Source organism: Paenibacillus validus NBRC 15382 (assembly GCF_004000985.1).
Lineage (GTDB): Bacteria > Bacillota > Bacilli > Paenibacillales > NBRC-103111 > Paenibacillus_G > Paenibacillus_G validus.
Genome location: NZ_BIMH01000006.1, coordinates 76137 through 96456 on the forward strand (window position 1 = coordinate 76137; position 20320 = coordinate 96456).

The 20320-nt window shown below is 53.3% G+C and carries 23 protein-coding genes and 1 riboswitch; of the genes, 10 read left to right on the top strand and 13 right to left on the bottom strand.

All coding sequences use genetic code 11. From position 1 onward, the window contains the following. Positions 1-6: 6 nt before the first annotated feature. Positions 7-756 carry a metallophosphoesterase family protein gene (locus tag PVA01S_RS06545; RefSeq protein WP_054798363.1) on the top strand — a complete coding sequence of 250 codons (750 nt, stop codon included), beginning with the start codon at positions 7-9 and terminating at the stop codon, positions 754-756. Between the two features lie 87 nt (positions 757-843). Further along, the gene (locus PVA01S_RS06550; protein ID WP_127606167.1) at positions 844-2061 is read left to right on the top strand and encodes an MFS transporter; all 1218 of its coding nucleotides are present in this window, start codon (positions 844-846) and stop codon (positions 2059-2061) included. Between the two features lie 89 nt (positions 2062-2150). On the opposite strand, the gene PVA01S_RS06555 is transcribed toward PVA01S_RS06550, so the two are convergent. Next, the gene (locus tag PVA01S_RS06555) at positions 2151-2792 is read right to left on the bottom strand and encodes an O-methyltransferase (RefSeq protein ID WP_054798362.1); all 642 of its coding nucleotides are present in this window, start codon (positions 2790-2792) and stop codon (positions 2151-2153) included. 128 nt (positions 2793-2920) lie between these two features. On the opposite strand from PVA01S_RS06555, the gene PVA01S_RS06560 reads away from it, so the two are divergent. Then, positions 2921-4102, top strand: coding sequence for a THUMP domain-containing class I SAM-dependent RNA methyltransferase (locus tag PVA01S_RS06560; protein WP_127606169.1), 1182 nt, complete (start codon positions 2921-2923; stop codon positions 4100-4102). A 177-nt stretch (positions 4103-4279) separates the two neighbouring features. Here PVA01S_RS06560 and PVA01S_RS06565 read toward each other — a convergent pair whose 3' ends face one another. From PVA01S_RS06565 to PVA01S_RS06580, 4 genes are all read right to left on the bottom strand, one after another. Then, entirely contained in the window at positions 4280-5092 is an 813-nt protein-coding gene (locus PVA01S_RS06565; protein ID WP_054799249.1) for a DUF2935 domain-containing protein, read from the bottom strand. Positions 5093-5216: 124 nt separating this feature from the next. Continuing rightward, on the bottom strand, positions 5217-5510 hold the full coding sequence (locus PVA01S_RS06570) for a hypothetical protein (RefSeq protein ID WP_054798365.1): 294 nt from the start codon (positions 5508-5510) through the stop codon (positions 5217-5219). An 89-nt stretch (positions 5511-5599) separates the two neighbouring features. After that, positions 5600-5692: riboswitch (cyclic di-GMP riboswitch) on the bottom strand. 358 nt (positions 5693-6050) lie between these two features. Beyond that, positions 6051-6272: a YuzB family protein gene (locus PVA01S_RS06575; RefSeq protein WP_127606171.1), complete on the bottom strand. Its 222-nt coding sequence runs from the start codon at positions 6270-6272 to the stop codon at positions 6051-6053. Between the two features lie 54 nt (positions 6273-6326). After that, positions 6327-6629: an iron-sulfur cluster assembly accessory protein gene (locus tag PVA01S_RS06580; protein ID WP_127606173.1), complete on the bottom strand. Its 303-nt coding sequence runs from the start codon at positions 6627-6629 to the stop codon at positions 6327-6329. Between the two features lie 161 nt (positions 6630-6790). Between PVA01S_RS06580 and ytvI the strand changes: the two genes are divergently transcribed. After that, positions 6791-7903, top strand: a complete 1113-nt coding sequence (gene ytvI, locus PVA01S_RS06585; protein ID WP_127606175.1) for a sporulation integral membrane protein YtvI — start codon at positions 6791-6793, stop codon at positions 7901-7903. Positions 7904-8114: 211 nt separating this feature from the next. On the opposite strand, the gene PVA01S_RS06590 is transcribed toward ytvI, so the two are convergent. The 8 genes from PVA01S_RS06590 to PVA01S_RS06625 form a co-directional block, all read right to left on the bottom strand. Then, complete coding sequence (locus PVA01S_RS06590; protein WP_054798358.1) at positions 8115-8348, bottom strand: hypothetical protein; 234 nt, start codon at positions 8346-8348, stop codon at positions 8115-8117. A 128-nt stretch (positions 8349-8476) separates the two neighbouring features. Then, complete coding sequence (locus PVA01S_RS06595) at positions 8477-9679, bottom strand: M14 family metallopeptidase (RefSeq protein WP_127606177.1); 1203 nt, start codon at positions 9677-9679, stop codon at positions 8477-8479. A gap of 75 nt (positions 9680-9754) precedes the next feature. Continuing rightward, positions 9755-10564, bottom strand: a complete 810-nt coding sequence (racE, locus tag PVA01S_RS06600; protein WP_127606179.1) for a glutamate racemase — start codon at positions 10562-10564, stop codon at positions 9755-9757. Between the two features lie 156 nt (positions 10565-10720). Next, positions 10721-11755 (bottom strand): delta-lactam-biosynthetic de-N-acetylase, encoded by a 1035-nt coding sequence (locus PVA01S_RS06605; RefSeq protein WP_127606325.1) that lies wholly within the window; start codon positions 11753-11755, stop codon positions 10721-10723. Between the two features lie 149 nt (positions 11756-11904). Further along, positions 11905-12333, bottom strand: a complete 429-nt coding sequence (locus PVA01S_RS06610) for a disulfide oxidoreductase (RefSeq protein WP_127606181.1) — start codon at positions 12331-12333, stop codon at positions 11905-11907. A gap of 127 nt (positions 12334-12460) precedes the next feature. Beyond that, complete coding sequence (locus PVA01S_RS06615; RefSeq protein ID WP_127606183.1) at positions 12461-13762, bottom strand: glucose 1-dehydrogenase; 1302 nt, start codon at positions 13760-13762, stop codon at positions 12461-12463. After that, entirely contained in the window at positions 13759-15792 is a 2034-nt protein-coding gene (locus PVA01S_RS06620; protein ID WP_127606185.1) for a glycoside hydrolase family 15 protein, read from the bottom strand. Before PVA01S_RS06620 ends, PVA01S_RS06615 begins: the two co-directional genes overlap by 4 nt. Before the next feature lie 116 nt (positions 15793-15908). Next, positions 15909-16346 carry a hypothetical protein gene (locus PVA01S_RS06625; RefSeq protein ID WP_127606187.1) on the bottom strand — a complete coding sequence of 146 codons (438 nt, stop codon included), beginning with the start codon at positions 16344-16346 and terminating at the stop codon, positions 15909-15911. 159 nt (positions 16347-16505) lie between these two features. Between PVA01S_RS06625 and PVA01S_RS06630 the strand changes: the two genes are divergently transcribed. The 6 genes from PVA01S_RS06630 (at position 16506) to PVA01S_RS06655 (ending at position 20252) form a co-directional block, all read left to right on the top strand. Further along, entirely contained in the window at positions 16506-17171 is a 666-nt protein-coding gene (locus tag PVA01S_RS06630; RefSeq protein ID WP_127606189.1) for a helix-turn-helix domain-containing protein, read from the top strand. 29 nt (positions 17172-17200) lie between these two features. Continuing rightward, entirely contained in the window at positions 17201-17848 is a 648-nt protein-coding gene (locus PVA01S_RS06635) for a hypothetical protein (RefSeq protein ID WP_127606190.1), read from the top strand. Between the two features lie 230 nt (positions 17849-18078). Next, positions 18079-18672: a CPBP family intramembrane glutamic endopeptidase gene (locus tag PVA01S_RS06640; RefSeq protein WP_127606192.1), complete on the top strand. Its 594-nt coding sequence runs from the start codon at positions 18079-18081 to the stop codon at positions 18670-18672. Between the two features lie 214 nt (positions 18673-18886). Next, positions 18887-19579, top strand: a complete 693-nt coding sequence (locus PVA01S_RS06645) for a hypothetical protein (RefSeq protein WP_127606194.1) — start codon at positions 18887-18889, stop codon at positions 19577-19579. After that, positions 19576-20133: an accessory gene regulator B family protein gene (locus PVA01S_RS06650; RefSeq protein ID WP_127606196.1), complete on the top strand. Its 558-nt coding sequence runs from the start codon at positions 19576-19578 to the stop codon at positions 20131-20133. The genes PVA01S_RS06645 and PVA01S_RS06650 overlap by 4 nt, the downstream gene beginning before the upstream one ends. Next, on the top strand, positions 20130-20252 hold the full coding sequence (locus PVA01S_RS06655) for a cyclic lactone autoinducer peptide (RefSeq protein ID WP_127606198.1): 123 nt from the start codon (positions 20130-20132) through the stop codon (positions 20250-20252). The genes PVA01S_RS06650 and PVA01S_RS06655 overlap by 4 nt, the downstream gene beginning before the upstream one ends. Positions 20253-20320: the final 68 nt, after the last annotated feature.

The following is a 20320-nucleotide window of genomic DNA, read 5'->3' on the forward strand; positions in this document are numbered from 1 at the left end:
CACAAGATGGACAAAATCGCTATCATTTCCGATATTCATAGCAATCTAACCGCATTGGATACCGTCCTCGCCGATATTCGCGGACGCGGGATCGAACGAATCGTATGCCTCGGCGACTTGGTGGGCAAAGGCCCGCAGCCGGCGGAATCGGTAGACCGCATACGCGAAGTATGCGAAACGACGGTGCAAGGCAATTGGGACCACGGCATTGGCGGACCCCAGGACAAAGAAGCCGGACGCTGGCAGCAAAGCCGGCTTTCTGCCGAGCAGCTGCGCTACTTGAGCAAGCTCCCCTTCGCCTGCGACCTGCGAATAAGCGGGCGCAGGGTTCGCTTGGTCCATGCATCCGCGAGCAGCGTCTATCATCGCGTCTACCGCAAAGCGAGCAAGCGGGAGAAGCTGCGCATGTTCGAGAACACCGAAGCGACGGGCGGGTTCGCCGGCACCGATGAGACGCCTGACGTGCTGGGGTACGGAGACCTTCACCTTCCCTTTATGCACACCTTATTGTCTGGAGCGAAGCAAGGGCTGCTGTTGTTCAACACCGGCAGCGTAGGGGCTCCCTATGACGGCTTGCCGCTGGCCAGCTATACGATTCTGGAAGGCGTATTCGGCGGCGATCGGGAAGCGCCTTTTGGCATCCAGTGGGTTCGCGTTCCTTACGACGTCGAGCGGGCGATTGCGATTGCCGAAGAGGTTGCGCTGCCGCAGCTTGAGCGTTTCCGTTACGAGCAGCGAAGCGGACGCGAGCAGTAAGAGATTGTGTAAGTGTCGTATTATTATGGTAAGATAAGCAGAAGTTGTCCGGGTCACAGGATCCGAGGACGAAAGTAGGCGAGCAACTTGACGAATTGGAAAGTAAATTTAATCGTTCTTTGGGTGGGACAATTTTTGGTCATGGCGGGCATGACGATGATTGTTCCATTCTTACCTTTATATTTGCAAGAGCTGGGCCTGCATGAGGAGCATGAGGTGGCGACTTGGGCCGGTCTCATCTTCGCCGGCAACTTTGTCACTTCGTTCCTGTTTCAGCCCTTATGGGGCGGATTGGCCGACCGGTACGGACGCAAAGTGATGCTGCTGCGGTCCGGGTTCGGCATGGCCGTCGTCATGGCTTTGATGGGCTTCGCAGGCACGGCCTGGCACTTGCTGCTCCTGCGGATGCTGAACGGCACCATAGCCGGCTTCATGCCGGCCGCCGTTGCGCTCATGTCGGCGAATACGCCGCGTGAGAGAATGGGCTTCGCCATGGGCACGCTTCAATCCGGCGCTGTCGCCGGCTCTATTCTGGGCCCGTTCTTTGGCGGTCTGATGGCCGAGTGGATCGGATTTCGGCCCATCTTCTTCGTGACGGGCGCGCTGCTGTTCGCCGCTTCCCTGCTTGCGACTTTCCTCGTGAAGGAAACGTTCGATGCCAAGCGAGCGTCCCAGAAACCGAAGCAGTCGATGATGGCGGCCTTCGCCGAGCTGCGCAAAAGCCCGCAGCTGCCATCGATTTACGCGGTCACCTTCCTGATTCAATTCTCGCTGCTCAGCGTACAGCCGCTCCTGCCGTTATTCGTGCAAAAGCTGCACGGACAGGACGCGATGGTTGCCTTTTATGCGGGACTCGTCGGCTCCATCACCGGATTTTCCAACATGATTGCGTCTCCCCTGCTCGGTCGCCTTTCTGACCGGATCGGGCCTGAACGTATTCTCATCGTGTGCCTGGTCGGCTCCGCGATCGCCTCCGTGCCGCAAGCGATGGTGCACAACGTCTGGCAGTTGTTCGCTTCAAGGTTCTTCCTCGGCATCTTCCTCGGCGGACTGCTGCCTACGGTGAACGCCTTGATCCGTAAGCATACGCCCACCGGTATGGAAAGCCGCTCCTACAGCTTTAACTCCAGTGCGCTAAGCCTGGGCAACATGCTCGGTCCGGTCGTTGGAGGCGCCGTCTCCGGGTTGATCACGATCCAGCAAATCTTTCTCATCTCCGGCGCGCTGCTGCTCGTCAACGCCTTCTGGGCGCACAAGTCATTGATAAGCACACCAAACCTCCCCCGTTCGGGCAGCTCCGAATAGGGGAGGTTCGCTTTCATGCCCACAGGCGGCTGGCTTGCCTGAATGGACCGGGCATCCCGGAGAGACAGCTGTTCCGGGGAAAGCTTCGCCTATCCCTTAACCCGTGCGATGGCAAGGCCGTCATAGGCCGGCAGCATGACGCCATCCAGACGGGGATCCCGTGCAATCCGCTGGTTGAACTCTCGCATGCGCGTCACTGCGTTTCCTTTCTCATTCGGATTGATCGTCTTGCCGCGCATGAACGTATTGTCGCCGACGATGAGCGCCCCCGGACGCGCCAGCTTGATCGCCCATTCCAAATAATTCAAATAGTTGCCTTTGTCCGCATCGATGAAAAAGAAATCGAACCGGCGCCCCTCCTCGGCAAGCCGCTGCAAGCTGTCGAGCGCCTCCCCTACATAATACTCGACTTGTTCGCCGAAGCCGGCGAGCTTCAGGTTCTCGTAAGCCAGATCGGCGTACGGCTGCTTCAGCTCCAGGGACGTCAGCTTCCCTCGCTCCGTCAGCCCCCGTGCCAAACAAATGCCGCTGTACCCCCCGAGTGCCCCGATTTCAAGCACCTGCTCGGCACGGTTCATGCGCACCAGCAGCGTCAGCAGTCTTCCGTAACCCGGAGCAACGGAAATTTCGGGCATCCCTTGCTTACGAATCGATTCCAATACCCGCTCCAACGTTTCGTCTTTGTCAAATAACGAATCCGCGTACGATTCCTGCGTCCAATTCGATTCCATCCTTGCCGGCCTCCCCTCGTTCTCATCGCGAGCCGCGTTGTATAATGATTGCGAATCGCCTATACTAGGTAATTGTATGGCTTTTGCCAACGCAGTTCAACTTGTTTGATTCGGAGTGAAACTCACCTATGTCTTTCCCATCCTTTAGTTCCATTGAATTGATCGCCACTGCTCCCATGGGGCTTGAAGCCGTCGTGGCCCGCGAGGTTCGCGATTTGGGTTACGAGCAAGTCACCGTGGAGAACGGCCGCGTTACTTTTACAGGCGACCTGCTCGCTGTTTGCCGCGCAAACTTATGGCTGCGCACGGCGGATCGCGTCTTGATCAAGATGGCGCAATTCGAAGCACGCACGTTCGACGACTTGTTTGAAGGCGTCAAAGCGCTGCCTTGGCCGGACTGGATTCCGGAAGACGGAGAGTTCCCCGTCGAAGGACGTTCGCACAAATCGCAATTGTCCAGCGTCCCCGCTTGCCAAGGCATCGTGAAGAAAGCGGTCGTGGAAAGCATGAAGCAGCGGTACGGCACGGAATGGTTCCGCGAAACCGAAGGCCGTTACGTGATTGAGGTGTCGCTGCTCAATGACATCGCCACGATCACGCTGGATACGACCGGTCCCGGACTGCATAAGAGAGGCTACCGCAAATTGGTGACGGAAGCGCCGCTGAAGGAAACGATGGCGGCCGCCATGGTGCTGCTCAGCCGTTGGCAGCCTGAACGGCCGCTCTACGACCCGTTCTGCGGCTCCGGCACGATCCCGATCGAAGCGGCGATGATCGGCTGGAATATAGCCCCCGGCCTGCGGCGCAGCTTCAACGCGGAGAGCTGGCCTGTGATTTCGGAAGCGTTATGGAGCGAAGCACGGGAGGAAGCCTTTGATCTGGTCAAGGACGATATCCCGCTGCAAATCGGCGGCTCGGACATCGACCCCGCCGCCATCGAAGTGGCGTTAGCTGCAGCCAAATCCGCAGGCCTCGCCAAGGAGCTTCGCTTCCATACGCTTCCGGTCAGCAAAGCGCTGCCGGCCGGCGATTACGGCTGCCTGATCACGAACCCGCCATACGGCGAAAGGCTCGGCGACCGCGAAGAAGTCGAACGCGCGCTGCGCCAATTCGGGCAGATGCATAAGCAGCTGCCGAACTGGTCGGCCTTCATCCTCAGCCCGAGCAAGCAAATGGAGCATTATCTCGGGCGAAAAGCCGATAAGAAGCGCAAGCTGTTTAACGGACGCATCGAATGCGCGTTATACCAATTTTTCGCCCCGGGCGGCTTGTTCGGCTGGCGGAAGGATTCGAGTACGAGCGGGAATTAATGCAGATTGCGCCTATACGCTGTGAGGAGCAGCCAAAAAAAGCTTAGGGCAGACGCTCCTAAGCTTTTTTTGGCATGCGCCCTTCCAGCGCGTAAACCATGCAAAAAAACGCATCCGTCTTCGGGGTACGTTCCCCGGTAAACGGATGCGCTGCCGGCGTCGGCCGATAGGGTTTCGTTACACTTCCGTCCTCGGCTTCGTCGGGTCGCAGCTCATCGCTTTGATTTCCGACACCTGAGACAGCTTAAGCAAGTAATAACACTCCTCCCGAGCCATGTGATCCGCCATCAAGGGCGAAAGCACACCGAGCGCCTGCCCGCTTAAACGGAGCTCTTCCAGCTCGCTCAGAAACTGCTTGAACAGCGTCATTTCAAGCTCAACCTCTTTATTAAACCGGGCTAAAGCCGGGAATTTCTTGATGTTCGTGCGCAGAAAGCCCGCCAGTTCCACCGCTTTCAGGTAATACTCGCGGAATTGCCGGTCGAACGATCTGGCCAGTTCCACCAAACGGGATTCCGTCATATCCAAGCCGGCTGCAATGGAGCCCGCATGGCCGTAGGCGTCCTGGAGCCATACGATGTGGTGGTGCACCGCATCGAATACCGGCGCCGGGCGCCCGGATAACAAGTACCCCAGTACGCGTAAATACTCCTCTGCTTCGTTCACCATATGGCTCAAGAACGCGGGCGGCAGCTGGATTGCGATCTTGCCGATCAAATGCCGCTCCAGCAAGCGCAGCTTGAACGCGCGAAGGTCTTGTGTCAGCCCGTACGCGTCCTGCGTCAAAGCTCCCGCCTCTGCCGGGAACTTATCCGAACGCGCCTTCTTCAGCAAGTCGTCGAATGCTTGAACGAAGCCGAGCGCCCGCTGCGCCTCTTCCCGTTCATCGACCGGCAAGCTTACCCGGATGAACCTGGCATGATCACCGAGCACCTGAAGCCAAAACCGATGTTCAAATAACGCCGACTCGATAACCTCCGAGTTTTTCACAAACATGCCTCCAATGATCCGATTGTTCCGTGCCGGATGGGAATGATCCGGCCACCCCACATCGTATGCTCAGAGGCCCAATCGGGTTCAAAGAAAGCCGCAGTCGTTCGCTGCCTAAGCTATACTAAGCGTGCTTCAGCTGAGGACGGCACATCAAGTAATCGAACAACGGTAGAAATACGTCGTGGTTCGATTCGCAGCAGATCGAGAGCTTCACTTCGCCCATCCAGTAAAACGTGATGATTTGCCGGCTGCGCCCGCGAATCATCTCGACATCCCAATGCGGGGACGTCAGCTCGTACACGTCACGATTTATGAACAATTTCGGTCCTTCAGCAGATAGGAAGACTCCGATGAAATCATCGCCGATTTTCGTGTAAAACCCCTTCTTATTTAAGATGCTGCGTTCCTGGTCCATCGCCGGGTTCTCCTCCTTCATCTATTCACACCAAAAAAAGCTCCCCTGGTCGGGAGCCGCTGTTGAAAGGATCGCGATCACTCCGTGCCTTCGACAACTGGCTGGCATAGCGCTGCTCTCCTGCGCCTAAGCCCCTATAGCTTTGCGTCCGCAGACTTTCGTCCGGGTTGCCCTTATCGAGTGCGCTCGAATTGTGTCTGTTCATGGAGATGTTCTTTATTAAGAATATAAGATAGAAGGTCACGAATACATAGTTCTTTCATCCCATTTTCATAAAAAAAATTGGGAATTTTGTATGATTTTGAATAACCGGTACCCTTTCCAGTAAAAAATGATACCCGTCAACGCGATCATGGCAACCGTTACAAAAAGCGGGCCTCCGCCCCATTGACCGAGCACATAGCCCCGATTACCGGTCCCGGAAATTGGCCGCCCCCGGATCATGTCTGGACGCCGAAATTCGTGCCGCGCATCCCTTCCGGCGTCAAATCAAAAATCCCCGGTGCCCTGAGGCCCGAGGATCTGATCTTCTTGCATGATTTATTTCACGTATTTGCTCGCCTTCTCGATCGCTTCGTCTTCCGTCTTGCCGGTTACATACCGGCCGTTAATGAAGATGAAGGCAAACCGCGAGCACGGGCCGCAATAAGACTTGCAGCCGACTTTGATCTCGGCGTCGGGCGCAAGCTTCTGCAGCTTCGGAACGGCGGTTTTCATTCTCATATGTTTGCATTTGTCGCAAACGCGAATATCGTTGACCATGCGGTAATTCCTTTCTTCAAGCGGCTGACACCGGGGAACTCCGTGAACGATGTGCTAGTGGTCCCCGTTATTGCCCTTGCTTGGATTCGTTACCGCGAATCCTTCTTCCGGCACATAGAAATAATCGATCCGAACGCCGTCGAGCAGCGGCTCGTCCTTTTGCAGAATAACGTCGATTCCTTTATCTGTCGAAACGACGACATCGTTCTCGGTCGGCGTATCCATGCTGAGTCCGTAGTGGGCATGGTCGCCATGCGCATGAGTCACATACACGCGAAGCTTTAATTCTTTATTCTCTTCTTGCTCCATCTCGGCCAACAACACTTTGGCCGCATTGCGCGAAATCTTGCATTTCATGTCCAGTCACTTCTCCTACTGTGCGTTTTTTCTTATTGTATAGAATCGGGCCGCCGAAAGCAACCGTTCTTCGCTGTTTCCGTATGTATGTACAAGCCGGCCTCACTTGCGAATCAAGTCGGTGTCTTTTAATATGGAAGATAATGAATGGAGGTTAACGAATGATTCCCTTTTATCGCAAATATTACAAAACGATTATCGATATTGCGCTGCTCGTGCTTACCGTATATTTGTTCATGTTCGCCTTTAGCCATCTGTATCGGATCGCGACCCCGATTTTCCTCGCGTTCGTCATTTACTTGATCATCGAGCCGTTCGCCAAGTTCCTGAACCGGCGCGGGTTGAAGAAATCGATCGCTTCCGCCATCTCCACCCTCGTCTTCGTGATGGTCATTCTAGGTGCCATGACCGGACTCGGCGCGATCTTCACGACCCAGATCATCAATCTCGCCGACAAGCTGCCCGATTACGCCGTCGTTCTGGAGCAAGAGCTCATCAACCGCTCCGACCAGGTACAGTCACTGATCGGGACGCTTCCGGTCGATTTGAATTTAGTGGAGAAGGCCAAGGAGTACTCCGCGGAGATCATTCAGAAGACGACCGAAATCGCCCGTACGTTCTTAACGAGCTTGTTCGCCATGCTGACCTCGTTCTCCACGTTCGTCGTGAACTTCGTGATCGGTATTATTTTGGCCTATTTCCTGAGCATCGAGATCGAATCCTGGAAGCGGATCGCTTCGGACAAAACGCCGAAAACGTTTAAAAAAGCGTTCCACTTCCTCCGCGAGAACGTGCTGCTGGGCATCGTCACCTACCTTAAAGCGCAGGCGAAGCTGATCAGCCTGACCTTTATCGTCATCTTCATCGCGCTGCTTATATTGAACGTCAACAACGCCTTCTCGATCGCGCTCTTGGCGGCCATCTTCGACGTGCTCCCGCTGCTCGGCGTTTCGACGCTGTTCATTCCATGGATCATCTACTTGCTGGTCGTCGGACAAACGACGCTCGCGATTTGGCTGGCTGTGCTGCTCGTCGTTGTGATTGGAACGAGACAAATTCTGGAACCGAAAATTACGGGCGATTCCCTCGGCGTGTCCGCCTTCACGATGCTTTCGTTCATGATCGTCTCGCTGTCGCTCTTCGGCGTGGCCGGCTTGATCTTATCGCCCGTGCTGATCATCCTGGTTAAAGCGCTGTACGAGCAAGGGTATTTAAAACGATGGATCCGGATGCCGGCCGAAGAGTACGAGCCCGATCCGTCGTCTATCAAATAATGCAGCACATCTCAACCGGATTCGGACGCTCACAAGCCGATTGATGGCATCTGAAGTCCATGGAAAGCGGTGAAACGATATGTCGCAGCCCGCATAGCGTTTCTTACAAAGAACAAAAAAAGAACCCCGATTCCTCGAGGTTCCCTTTAAACCTATTCAGTTGTTGAGCGGATGGCCGCTTCTTGTGGTTTGACCTTCCGAGGACGCAGCCTTAAGCGCCGTATTTCCGTTCGGCTCTATCGGTAAACCAGTTCATCAAGAGCAGCGTAACGGTTACATCGTCAATCGGGATGAAATTCAGCAGATCCGGCATGATCCAATAAATAAGCGCAGGCACCACGAACAACAGCTTCTCTCCGAGCGGAACCCGCGGGGAACGCAGCAGCGGCCAAATGCGCCGAAATACATGACCCCAATGCCGGAGTGACAACAATCGCTTCCACATCGCCTCGGGTCTCCCTTCCTGTCCAAGTCGTCTTACCCCGATTATACCTCATGGCAACCCGTTTGCCCAAACTCCGCTCCCCGCACAAAGAAGCCGCCGAGACGGACGGACTCGGCGGCTTCGAAATGCTAAACCATCAGCCCTTCCGTCAATAGCGGAAGCAGCTCATTATAAATAATCGGGAATTGCGACAACGGGAGCGGATTCACTCCATAACCGGCTTCAATCGTAAATCCCGGGCGTCCGTAGGTTTGAATAAACCAATCCTTATATCCGGCATCGCTGCCGGTTAACTTCACGGCTGCATATCCGCTAATTTGCTGGAAACGCTGTGCGATACGTTCCGACTCCGCCGGTTCGTAATCGCGGTAATTCCAATAAATTTCCCGGCCCTGGGTATGAAACGCCATCACCAGCCGGAAATCGCGCTCCCGCGTAAATCGTTCCATCGCCGAAGCTTCCGGCTCTGACAAGGGGCTCGGCCCTGTATAATCTCTCGGTCCGGGTCCCGGTACGTCGCGGCGGTCGCGTTCCGTCTCCCAATAAGCGGGAAATTGATCGTTCAGGTCGACGCCGCGAACGTTCGCTTTCCATCCCGAGAAGTCGTCCGAGCCGCCGTTCCATTCGAGCAGCTGCCCGGCATGCGGATGATCCGGGTCCGCTCCGTGCAGCACCAGCTCAACGCCATCGGGATTGACCATCGGCACGATCCAGAGAGAAGTCTCTTCGAGCAGCCTGCCCGCATCAGAGCCGCAGAAGGACTGTGCCTGCACGCAGGCGTTCGCGTAATCCTCCGTAAATTTCATCAGCAGCAGGCTGGTCACCCACTCATTCGCATGAAACGAACCGTTATAATGAAGGTGCCGCATCCCGCATCCGATGCGGACGTAAGGAATGTCCTTGCCCATGACGCTTTGACCGATCGAGCCTATTTCCAGGAACGGGTAGCGATACCCGAGAAGCTCGAGGCTCCGCATCATCTCCTGATAACCGAATGGAACCGTCGTATCGACGATAGGACCGGCCTTGCACACGGGCAAGCGAACGGTCTGTCCGATCCGCAAATACCGGGGGTTGACGTCCGGATTCGCTTCCATGAGATCGCTCAGCCCGATCTGAAAGCGCCCCGCCAATTCAGCTAACGTATCCCCGGCTTGGACGATATAACGGCAATCCGGAGCGTTCGGAATCCGAACGCTGCATCCCGGCTGCAATCCGCCGCCCTTCTGCAGCTCCGTATTGGCCCTTATCAAGGCTTGAACCTGAAGCCCATGCCGCTGTGCGATCCTCTCCCACGTGTCTCCCCGCCTGACGACATAAGGAAATGTCATACGTTCCGTCCTCCTTCACGCATCCTCCCCGTTCTTCCGGTCGGAGGCCGGGGTATCTAAAAATATGCGTGAGGACTAAATAATATGCGATACTTGCCAGACGACCGGCGTCACGCGGATTTGCTCGTTTAACCAGCTTTGAGCGATCTTCTTGAACATGAGCGGATCCCCGCTGCAAAAAAACTGATGAACCGGCATCACCGGACTCGTAGCCAGCATTCCTTTATGATATAAAATCGTGCTGACCTCCCGCGCGGTTTCATCCGCCGAGCTGATCAGCGACACTTGAGGACCCATCACGCTGCCGATCACATCGGACAAGAACGGATAATGCGTGCAGCCCAGAATCAAGCAATCCATCGGCGCTCCTTGCAGGTCGGCAAGCGAATCCGCGACGACTTGGCTCGTCTGATCGGCACGGAACATGCCCCGTTCGACCAGCGGCACGAACAGCGGACAAGCTTTGGTCACCACTTGGATCGTTGGCGAGATTTGGCGCAGCGCGAACTCGTATGCACGGCTTTTGATCGTGCCTTCGGTACCGATGACGCCGACGATTTGCTTTCTGGTGGTCTTGATCGCGGCGCGCGCGCCCGGGTGAATGACACCGACAACCGGGATCGGCACGCGGGCGCGAATTTCTTCCATGGCGACGGCGGTTGCCGTGTTGCAAGCGATCACGATCATTTTCGGATGGTATTGGAGCAAATAATCGACGATCTGATGGGTAAAATGTATAACTTCCTCGGCCGGTCTGGGACCGTACGGCGTACGTGCCGTGTCGCCGAAGTAAATGATTTTTTCTTGCGGAAGTTGGCGCATAATTTCTTTCGCTACCGTCAATCCGCCGACACCTGAATCCAGTATGGCAATCGCTTGCTGCACGTGTGTTCGCTTCCTTTTTCATGAAGTGGCAAAACGAATGTGCTCCTACAACATATGTGAGCTCCGTTGGAAAGGTACCCCGGACATCCGGTGTCCGCAAGGTCATTCTATCTTAACAAACGATGGCGGAAAATTAAACCGCTCCGCGATCAACCTTCACTTTGGCGGCTCGATGTCGTTCAGAAGCGCAAAGGTGTAGCCGGCTTTCTTGATATCCTTGACAATTCGGTCGAGCGCTTCGATATTCTCCGGCGAGCCTTGGTGCATAAGAATGATATTGCCGTCATGAAGGTTGTTCATGATGTCGTTATACGGATCTTCCGCCCCGTTCTTCCGCGGCTCCCAGTCGCGCATCGCCGTCGACCAGAAGACGGAGGTATAGCCCATATCGGATACAAGCTTTAATAAGTGCATGTTATATCGGCCGTAGGGGAAGCGGAAAAACGGCTGAATCTCTTCGCCGGTCACTTCCTGATATAACTTCTCGTAATCCTCGATTTCCTTCCGTACCTGCTCGTCTGTCTGCACGTTCATATCGGTATGCGTCATCGTATGATTGGCCACCAAATGGCCGTCCTTGACCAGCCGCCGAACGTAATCGGGATTTTTCCTCACATTGTAACCGGCTATGAAAAAATTCGCTTTCGCGTCGTTGTCCTTCAACGACTTGATCAACGTCTCGATATCGCCCAAATTACCGCCGGTATCGATCGTCAAGTACACCTTCTTGCCCGTGCCGACCCATAACGCCTTCATAGAATCCGTATAGGCTTTCGTATCGCCCGGGAAGCCGGGCACTTGTCCTTTCGGCTTCTTCATGTAATACCACGACAGCGCCTTACGGTCTCCGGTTCCCGCTTCTTTCGGCGGCTTGGCGGATGACCCCACGACGGCGCTTGCGGGATTGCGCGGCCCGTTATAAACCGAACCCGTTGCCGTTGCGTCCGCGCCGGAGGCCGTGGAAGGCCCGGTGGATGCGTGTTCGGCCGGAGGCCCGTCCGGCGGCCCCGGCTCCTTCTCCTTCGGCGGCCCGGACGTCACCTCGTTCACCGGCGGAGCCGGAACGACGTTCGCCTCTGGGGCCGGGGGCGCAGCCGGTGCCGATTCCCGTTCCGGCGGATCCGCGGCGGCGCCTCCGCTGCACGCCGTTAGAACACAGGCCAAAGCGGCTAAACCTATCCAAGCTTTCATACGCGCCAACAGCACCGCTCTCCTTACGCTCCATAAGTACAGGAAAAACCTGCTTGCTTCATTATACTCAACTTCGATGCGAACCGGCGAGTGCTAATAGGCTTATCCCTAAGCCGGCGTTTATCCGCATCCATCCGCAGCCAGCCGTTCTATTTACGCTCGGCAGCCCACATCAGCAGTTGCAGGATCGTAATAAGCACGAAGGCTGTGAGCGCTAAGAACGGAATCGTTACGAAATGAAACCAGTCGATATAATCGACGTCACACGGCACCGGACCGCAAGCGGCCGCGCCACTCTTGAACCAATCCGTCTTCTGCATCAAGTAGTGATATAACGAGATTCCCGCTCCCCACACGGACATTGGCAGCGCATACAGGTAAAATTTCTTCTCTTTGCGCACCGCTGCGATGCCGAGCAAAATAACGAGCGGATACATCAAGATCCGCTGATACCAGCACAGCTTGCAGGGCGCATAATGCAGCACCTCCGAGAAATAAAGACTGCCCAACGTGGCCGTTAACGCCACTACCCATGACAAGTGCAAGCCGTTCTCGCGGATAAATGATTTCCAGTTCATACGTCTCTCCCTTTGATTTCGAATCTCGTTTCATCATTATACCATTAAGCTTCTCTCCTTTTCATCACTACCGCCCACGGCGAACATAGAGCGGGCGGTTCGTCCGCGACGAACCGCCCGCTTCCCCTTATACCGAAAAACTGTTCGCGATCCCGGCACCCTGCTCCTGCACGAGTCCGCTCCACTGCTCCCGCGGGATCACATCGACGACCGCTTTGATCGCAATCTTGCCGAAATCGAGCTCCGGCACGCGTTCAAGCGTCAACCGGTCGGTCATAAGCCGATCCAGCACGCCCGGGAACCGTTCTTCGATTTGCTGAAGCCGGTACAATCCGGTCTCGAAGTCTTGACGGGATGCGTTAACCGACCCGAACACGCATTTGTTCTCAAGCACCAGCTCTTGATTAATGGCATCCGAAGCGACCCGGATATGGCGGCTGCCGGGGGTAACGCCGAGCAGCGCCAATACGCCGTTCGGGCCGAGAGCGGTCATCGCGTCGAAAGCGAGCGGGCTAAAGCCCGTGCATTCGACAATCAAATCGGCGCGTTTCCCCTTCGCTTGCAGCAGCTCGCTTAACGGCGACGACGCTGCTCGCGCTCCATCTCCTGCGCCCGTACCTGCTCCGGCGCCCGCCCCCGTTCCCGTTGCTGCCGCTGCATCCGTGCTTCTCGCCGTCCCTGCAGCCGCCCCGGCTCCGGCCGCTTCCGCACGCCGTTCGACGGCCTGCTGGAACTCGGCCCCGCACGCGCGCACGATATCCGCTCCCGGCGAGTCCGGAGCCGACTTGGACCAGACGAGCGTGTCCAAGCCGAGGCAGCGGCACGTCAGCGCGGCCAGCAGACCCAGCGGTCCCGAGCCAAGCACCACGGCCGTTGTCGGCTGCCATACGAGACGCTGCTGGATGCGCTGCACTTCATCCCACACCTTCTCGACGATGCTCTGCGGCTCCGTCAGCATCCCGTACCGCAGCAGCCCTGCCGGCACGCGAACCAAGTACCGGGCGTCCTCCACATAATATTCGGACAAGTACCCGTGCGCGCCTTTAATGCCGCGCTCCACGTACTCGCCCGTCTCGCAGAAATCCTGCTTGCCGTTGCGGCAGTTCACGCACCCGGGATCCGTGCACGGGCGCCGCACCAATGCACACACGAGCTCTCCGGCCGTAAATCCGGAGTCCTCGCCCGCTTCCTCGACAACGCCGAGCGACTCGTGCCCGATGATCAGCGAATGCTCCCCTTCCGGAGGCACGCCGTACTTCTCGCTCACCAATTCCCGGTCCGTACCGTCAAGCCCTACGCACAGCACCCGCACGAGCACGTCGGCAGCCGTCTTCCGGGACGGCCGCTCCACCTCGCACAACTCCAGCTTCGGCGTTTCCGTCTGCGCACCAGCCGCGGCGGACAAGCCGGACAACCTTACGGCTTTCATCGCTTCACGCTCCCCTGCTTCAGAAGCTTCGCATCGCTCTCGTCCTCGCGGTCGCGTTGTTGGTGCCGGAACCATTTAAGCTTGGACACATACTCCTGAACGACTTTGACGAATGAAGCGTGGGACCAGGTCAAGGGCGACACCGACAAGGGATCGCCGGTGAACGGATGCACCTGCTCCGCCAGCACGCCGGACGGAAGCGCATGTTCAACCGTCCAGCGCAGCAATCCTTCGGCCTCTTCGAGGTCCTGCTCGCTTTTGGCAACGGCGATCACATATTCCGCGTACCACAAGGTGCAAATAAACCACGGATTGCCCGGCACCTTCTCGATGTCCTTCGTCATCTGATGGTAGTAGTCGTTCGTATACCGCGAAATGCCGCCGACCTCCGTCTTCACCCACAAGCGCTCGCGAATGGCCTTCATCGTCGCTTCTACGCGAGGGTCGTCCACAGGGAACAAGCCGAAGTCGAACACCGCGTACATGCTGGCATCCAGCGTCAAATCCTGCTCGTATATCCGCTTCTCTTCATTCCAATATAATGATCGGACAAAACGGCCTTCGGCGGTCATCTGCCCTTCCACCGCCGCCTTCATCCGCTCCGCCTTATCCCGGTAATGCATGCCGCGCAGCTTGTCTTGGAAATACTCCGCAAATGCCGCGGCTGCCAACAATCCCCCGTACACGCTCGCCACCGTAAACAAATGCACCCCGTAACGCTCTTCCCACAAATCGTGGGAGGGCAGCGGCAGTCCCGACGCATCCGTATAGCGAGTCATGAAATCCGCGGCCGGGATGACAAACTTCTCGTAATCGTCTTGAGCTTCCTTCAAAGTGCCCGCCAGCCGGTGATGGTGCCAAAGGGCATATAGCACCAGAGCCGTTTCGTCTTCCTGAATGGGAAGCTGCTTTTCGCCGCGCGCGTTGATCCAAGGATGCCAGCTTGAGCCGACCGAGCCGTCCGGATTGTATTTATGCAGCAAATACCCTTCCGCCGCTAACCCGCGTTTGCAAAAGTTGAAAAACTTGCGCGTCAACGCATAGTACCCCGATCGGTCCAACGCGTGCGAGATCAATGCGCCGTCCCGCGGCCACATGTAAGAATACGTATCCCGCGCAAATTTCATAATATCCGAATCGTTGGCCGCCATAATCGCGCCGCGGTTATCGGTATTCGTGCGTATGATCAACAAGCTTCTTCTATAAAAGGATGCAAGCTCCTCATCAAGAATCGAAAGCTCATGGCGGTCCTGCTCCAGCCACTGATGCCAGTAATTGTAGGTCCGCTGCAGCAGCAGATGCGGAGAGGAAGCGCGAACCGATCGCTCCAGCTTTTGAATCTCCTTCATATCGCGGGCGAAGCAAACCCAGAACCAAGCCTCCTTCTTCGAGTTGGCCGGAACGTTCAGCTCCAGCTCGATCGTTCCGTCCACCGAGCCCTGCGCGATCGGATTACGCCCGAGCTGTCCGTCCTCGGCGTCCCGCCAAGTGCCTTCAAGCCGGTTCAATTCTTTTTGCCCGATCGCGAAAGAGGTGGGCGCCGACTCGACGCCTTCCCCGGATTTGCAGGACAGCGACATATAGCGATGACCTTTATAGAAGACGAGCGATTTCAGTTCGGGATCATAATAGACCGTATCGCCGACCCCGTTCCCGTACAGATGCAGATCCAGATGAAAGTACAGCTTCACTTTCCGATCCCGGTCCCATCTGTTTTCTACAACCACCTTGCGGACCAACACGTTCTCTTGAACGTCGACGCCGTCACGGATCAGAAGCGCCAGTCCGAGACGATTATACGTACACTCCACATTCGTCACCATGGAATCGTTCAAGTAACTCGCCTTCTTGCTTAGCTCCGGATGATCGATCCAGAAAAAATCTTCAGCCGTCCATACACCAAAATGCGACAAATGATCAAGCGCCTGGTTCTCTTGGCCTACATATGGAAAATAAATATCGCGCAAATTATAGTGCGCATCGAAATTGACCAATACATTGCCGTTGCCGATGGGCAGATCACGGGCCATCGTTAGTTCATCTCCTTCCTGCTCTACCTAATTTCCCCTGACATTGAAACGAATTATGCATATCGCCGAAAAACCGAAAAAGCCGGCCCTTGGGGCCGGCTGAAAGAACCGAACGTCTATTTTCTTTTTCTGCCGTGTTTCACGAGCGTCATCCTCCGGGAATGGCGCAGCCACGAGTAATACGCTTTCAAGTCGCGCAGTTGAATATCCTGCGATACGCGGCCCAGGAACGTCACCACGATCATTTTGTGAAGCGGGTTGCCAGAGAGATCGACTTTTTCTTTCAATTCAACAAATTCCGCCACCATCACCAAGTCTCCGTCAATCAGATGCACATCTTTTTCATTCGAATAATAAGGCTGCACCTGATTGTTCTTCAGCTTATCCCATAAGTAAGCGCAAATATGCGCAATGCCGCCCTCTTCCGGCTCCACACGCTCCGTCCAGCGGCTGAGCGCATGACTGGTTATCACAATATCGGCCACTTTGTATCCGTTAAAATGGATAAAGAAGGGTTCGTAGGCACTCCAACGACTCATCATTTTATCTTTCAAGTCAATTCTCCCCCTTCAGGCCTAAAAAGGATATTATTTAAATCGTAGTATCGATACTACATGGAGTCAAGAACGAATTGATTCATAAAGTTTTTTTTAGAATTGCTATTTATTTTCGCTGACGCCTCCTATACAATAGTTGAGAAAGGGGTGAACAGGGTGGGGCAACCAATTCCTGACTTCGGAAAATTTCTAGAACACTTACGCGGCTCCATGTCTCTGCGCGAGGCAGCCAGAAAAAGCGGACTTTCCCATGCGTACATTCGTGATTTGGAATTGGAGCGAAACCGTTCGACCAATGACAAAATTACACCGTCCCCGGATACACTGCAAAAATTATCGGTCGCCTACGGGTATCCGTACACCGATCTTATGGTTAAAGCGGGCCACTTAAGCCGCGGAGACGTACCTAGTACGCCATCCAATTCCCCGTCGGATCTCAACTTGACGGCTGTCCAATATATCGAGATCGGCATGAAAGAAGTCGCTTATTATGGGAAAGATGCGAGAATAGCCCGGAATATCGATTCCCTGCTTGATTTCAGTTCGTTCCTGGACAAACTGGAAGAGCACGGTTTTCGCAAAATGGACACGGATCTCTATGTAAATTTCAACCATATCCGTAAATACGATGAAAAACGCGGCAGGTTGCACTTTGACGAGACGGGCAAAGGCAAATCCGTCATCATCTCCGCTATCCGGCAAAAGAAATATCATGACTTGATCATTCGATATGTGGCGAACAATACGAATAAAAGCCTCGAATTCTCGTTCGGTAAAAGCGGAGCTCCGGCAAGCCTGAACACGGTCGAAGAGAACAGCTAAACACTACAACATCAGAGAGGGGCATCTCTTTGAACGTGATTCACTACATCGTCGTGTACCCGTTGCTTTTCGCTTCGTTGTTTGCTCTGGGACTGGCTGTTTGCAGGCTCAAGGTTACTGAATTTATGTATCCTACGCTGGTTTGCGTCGTGCCGCTTTCGTTGATTTCCGTACTCGTTCAATATTACGGGAAAGCGTATCTCATGGGCTTCATCCAGCCCTTATGCATCATGCTGGGCTACTGGCTCATATTCAAGTTCCGGTTCAATCATTCCTTACTCATCGGCATCATCATCTACACGACGAGCGCGCTGTCCGAATTTTTATTTGCAACCGTGTTTAACCGATTCCAGCTCCATCTCCTGGCGCTGCATCTCCAAAAGGATCTGCCGATCGTGGGTTTTTGTATGATCGTTACAAACGTTCTGCTTTACTTGCTGCTGCATCGCCTCCGCTGGGGAATATCGTTTATTTTCTCCGCAGTTTCGAAGAATAGGCCGCAGCCAAAGCTGCAGGGTGCTTGGAATGTGTTGTTAACAGGCCTTTTTTTCATATCAGGACTCATCACCATATCGGTTTACTTCTCTACAAAGCATTTGCTTCCTTTAGTTGCTGTTGTTTTTATTGTGTGGGCGCTGCTGATCTTTCTTTCTTACAGGAAAGAATTGGGCGAGTAGCCCGCCATCTGAAATTCCAATAAAAGCAAGCATAAAAAACCGATTCCTCCGGAATCGGTTTTTTATGCTTGCACTCATTGACACAGACCCTCTGTTCCTCTAATTATTAAATTAGTCTAGTTGATCCTAGTTTGTTATGATTAGGCTAGTCGGTGTTATCGGATAATGGATCCTTATTGAAAAGGAAGGTCATTAACATTTCTACTTTACGTTTATTGGACGACAAAGCCGTGAAATATCGGGAAGCGCTGCTCCTTGTTTTGTTTTTTCTCACAACCGGTCCCGGACCTGCTCTATTCATGCTGAATAAATTTACCGTTACCTTTTTCCCCTTATTCATGCTGGTCGTTACGCTGTTTTTGTATAGGAAAGAGTTAGCCGGCCTGGATTTTAATCAAATCCTGCGCAATAACGGACAATATCGTCTCATCCTAAAAGCGGTACAATGGGGCATTTACGCGCACGCCCTAAGCGCCATCCTGTTTAGACATACGGGCAGCAGCATAACGGATCACCTTCTGAAAAACTATCCGATAATGTCGATTAATGTCGTATTCATCGGGCCTGTCATTGAAGAAATCATCTACAGACACCTTGTATTCGGATATTTATCCAGGAAAACAAACAACTTTTGGATGGCTGCGATCTTGTCTTCGTGTTTGTTCTCGCTGGCTCACTTTAGTGTGGACAGGTTTATTGCCTATCTCGGGGTCGGGCTCATTCAATGCTATGTGTACAAAAAATCCGGCAATCTTTTTCCCTGCATGGTCACTCATATCGCATTGAACTTCATCAGCGTAATGGTCACAACCATGAATGCTTAACGGATCAATATATGGGAATTGTCAAAAACCGCATAATTCGACATATTTCCGCTTGTGCACAAGGACTTACTATATTAAACTTAAATAATAGTAAACGGCTAACTTTCGATACATACAAAATAATTGTCGATTTCAGCTCGGAAACTTGTGACTTAATATCTATTTCAATTTGTTACTAATGGTTTATATTTTATTTATAGATGAGGGTTGTCCAATGTTGGTTTACTCGGCAGTAAAGTTTTTCTTTTCTTTTGTAGAGCTAGGCGTAGCAACGATTCTCACCATGTCTTTATTCCGCTTTCCTCTGAAATACAACTATTATAAATTCATCATTATTTCTCTTGTTATGACATCCATTTCTTTTTACCTGAGAGATGTTCTGTTATTAAGCAATTATGCGATTCCAAGTATGTTAATTTCCGAAATGATTCTCATTACCGTTCTGTTTAACCTTCCCGTTTATTATTCGTTATTTATTTCCGTTATCGGCTTCATGGCGGGTGCACTTATGGAGTACGCCGTTATGATCGCAGGCGATTTGCTTGGATTAACGAATCCAGAATTGATTGCCACCAATGTTGTGCACTCGAGCTTGATTTACATGATTACATCCATCATTACAATCATTATTACCATTTATATCCGCTATCGAAAGTTCGGGTTTATGTTTTTGCTCAACAAGATGACGATGCGCGAAGGCATAAAAAGATATAATTTTGCGATCTCTGCCATTTTAGTGATGGCCATGTGTCTTCTGCAAGTCACTTCTTTGTCCTACAACAAACTGAATATTCACTCTTATGTACTGATTGGCCTGGCTATTTCATTTTTTGTAGCCCTTTACATTTCATACAAGCATAACAAAAAATTAATTAATGAAAAGTATGAGAGGATGAAGAACAGATGAATTTTATTGATCGTTCTGCCCACTCTCTAGCCGGCAAAATTCGATCAAACTATCCAAGCGCAGCATCCCAGACGTTGTTGACCTATTCTCTTAGTCTCATAATCAACTCTTCTTTATCGGTTCTAATCGTGTTGCTTGTCTCGGCCTTCACCGGGAAAGTCACCGAATCCCTTATCGTCATTTGCGGTTACACCTTGCTTCGGATCGCCAGCGGAGGGATTCATTTTCAATCCTCTTTAGTATGCTGCTTATTTTCGGCGATGGTGTTTTTAATATCATCCCATTCCCAATATGATTATGTCTACCTGGGCATGCTGCTGGATGCCGCAGCCATCTTGCTTGTCGTCAACTACGCCCCTTCCGGCATTCGGGACGTTAGCACGATTAGCCCGAAGTACTATCCTTTACTTAAATTAATTTCAGCCATGATCATTAGTACTAACTTTTATTTCCACCTCCCTATGTTATCAACTGCTTTTTTTATACAAGCGTTTCTGACTTCAAATCTGGCAAAAAGAGCAGTTGACTCTATAGAAGGGAGGTTACGTCGATGAAAAAAATGATCGCATTTTTGGCAAACGGAGTGCTTGTATTTATTGCAGCTACTCTGATGGGCACAAATTCTTTCTGGTCTCATCGCCCAGCTACTCCTACAGAACTACTTAAAAAGTAATGGCTGTCCTTTCAGGGCTGACAAGTATAAGACTTGTCAGCCTCATCCTTCCCCTACGGAGCTGAACT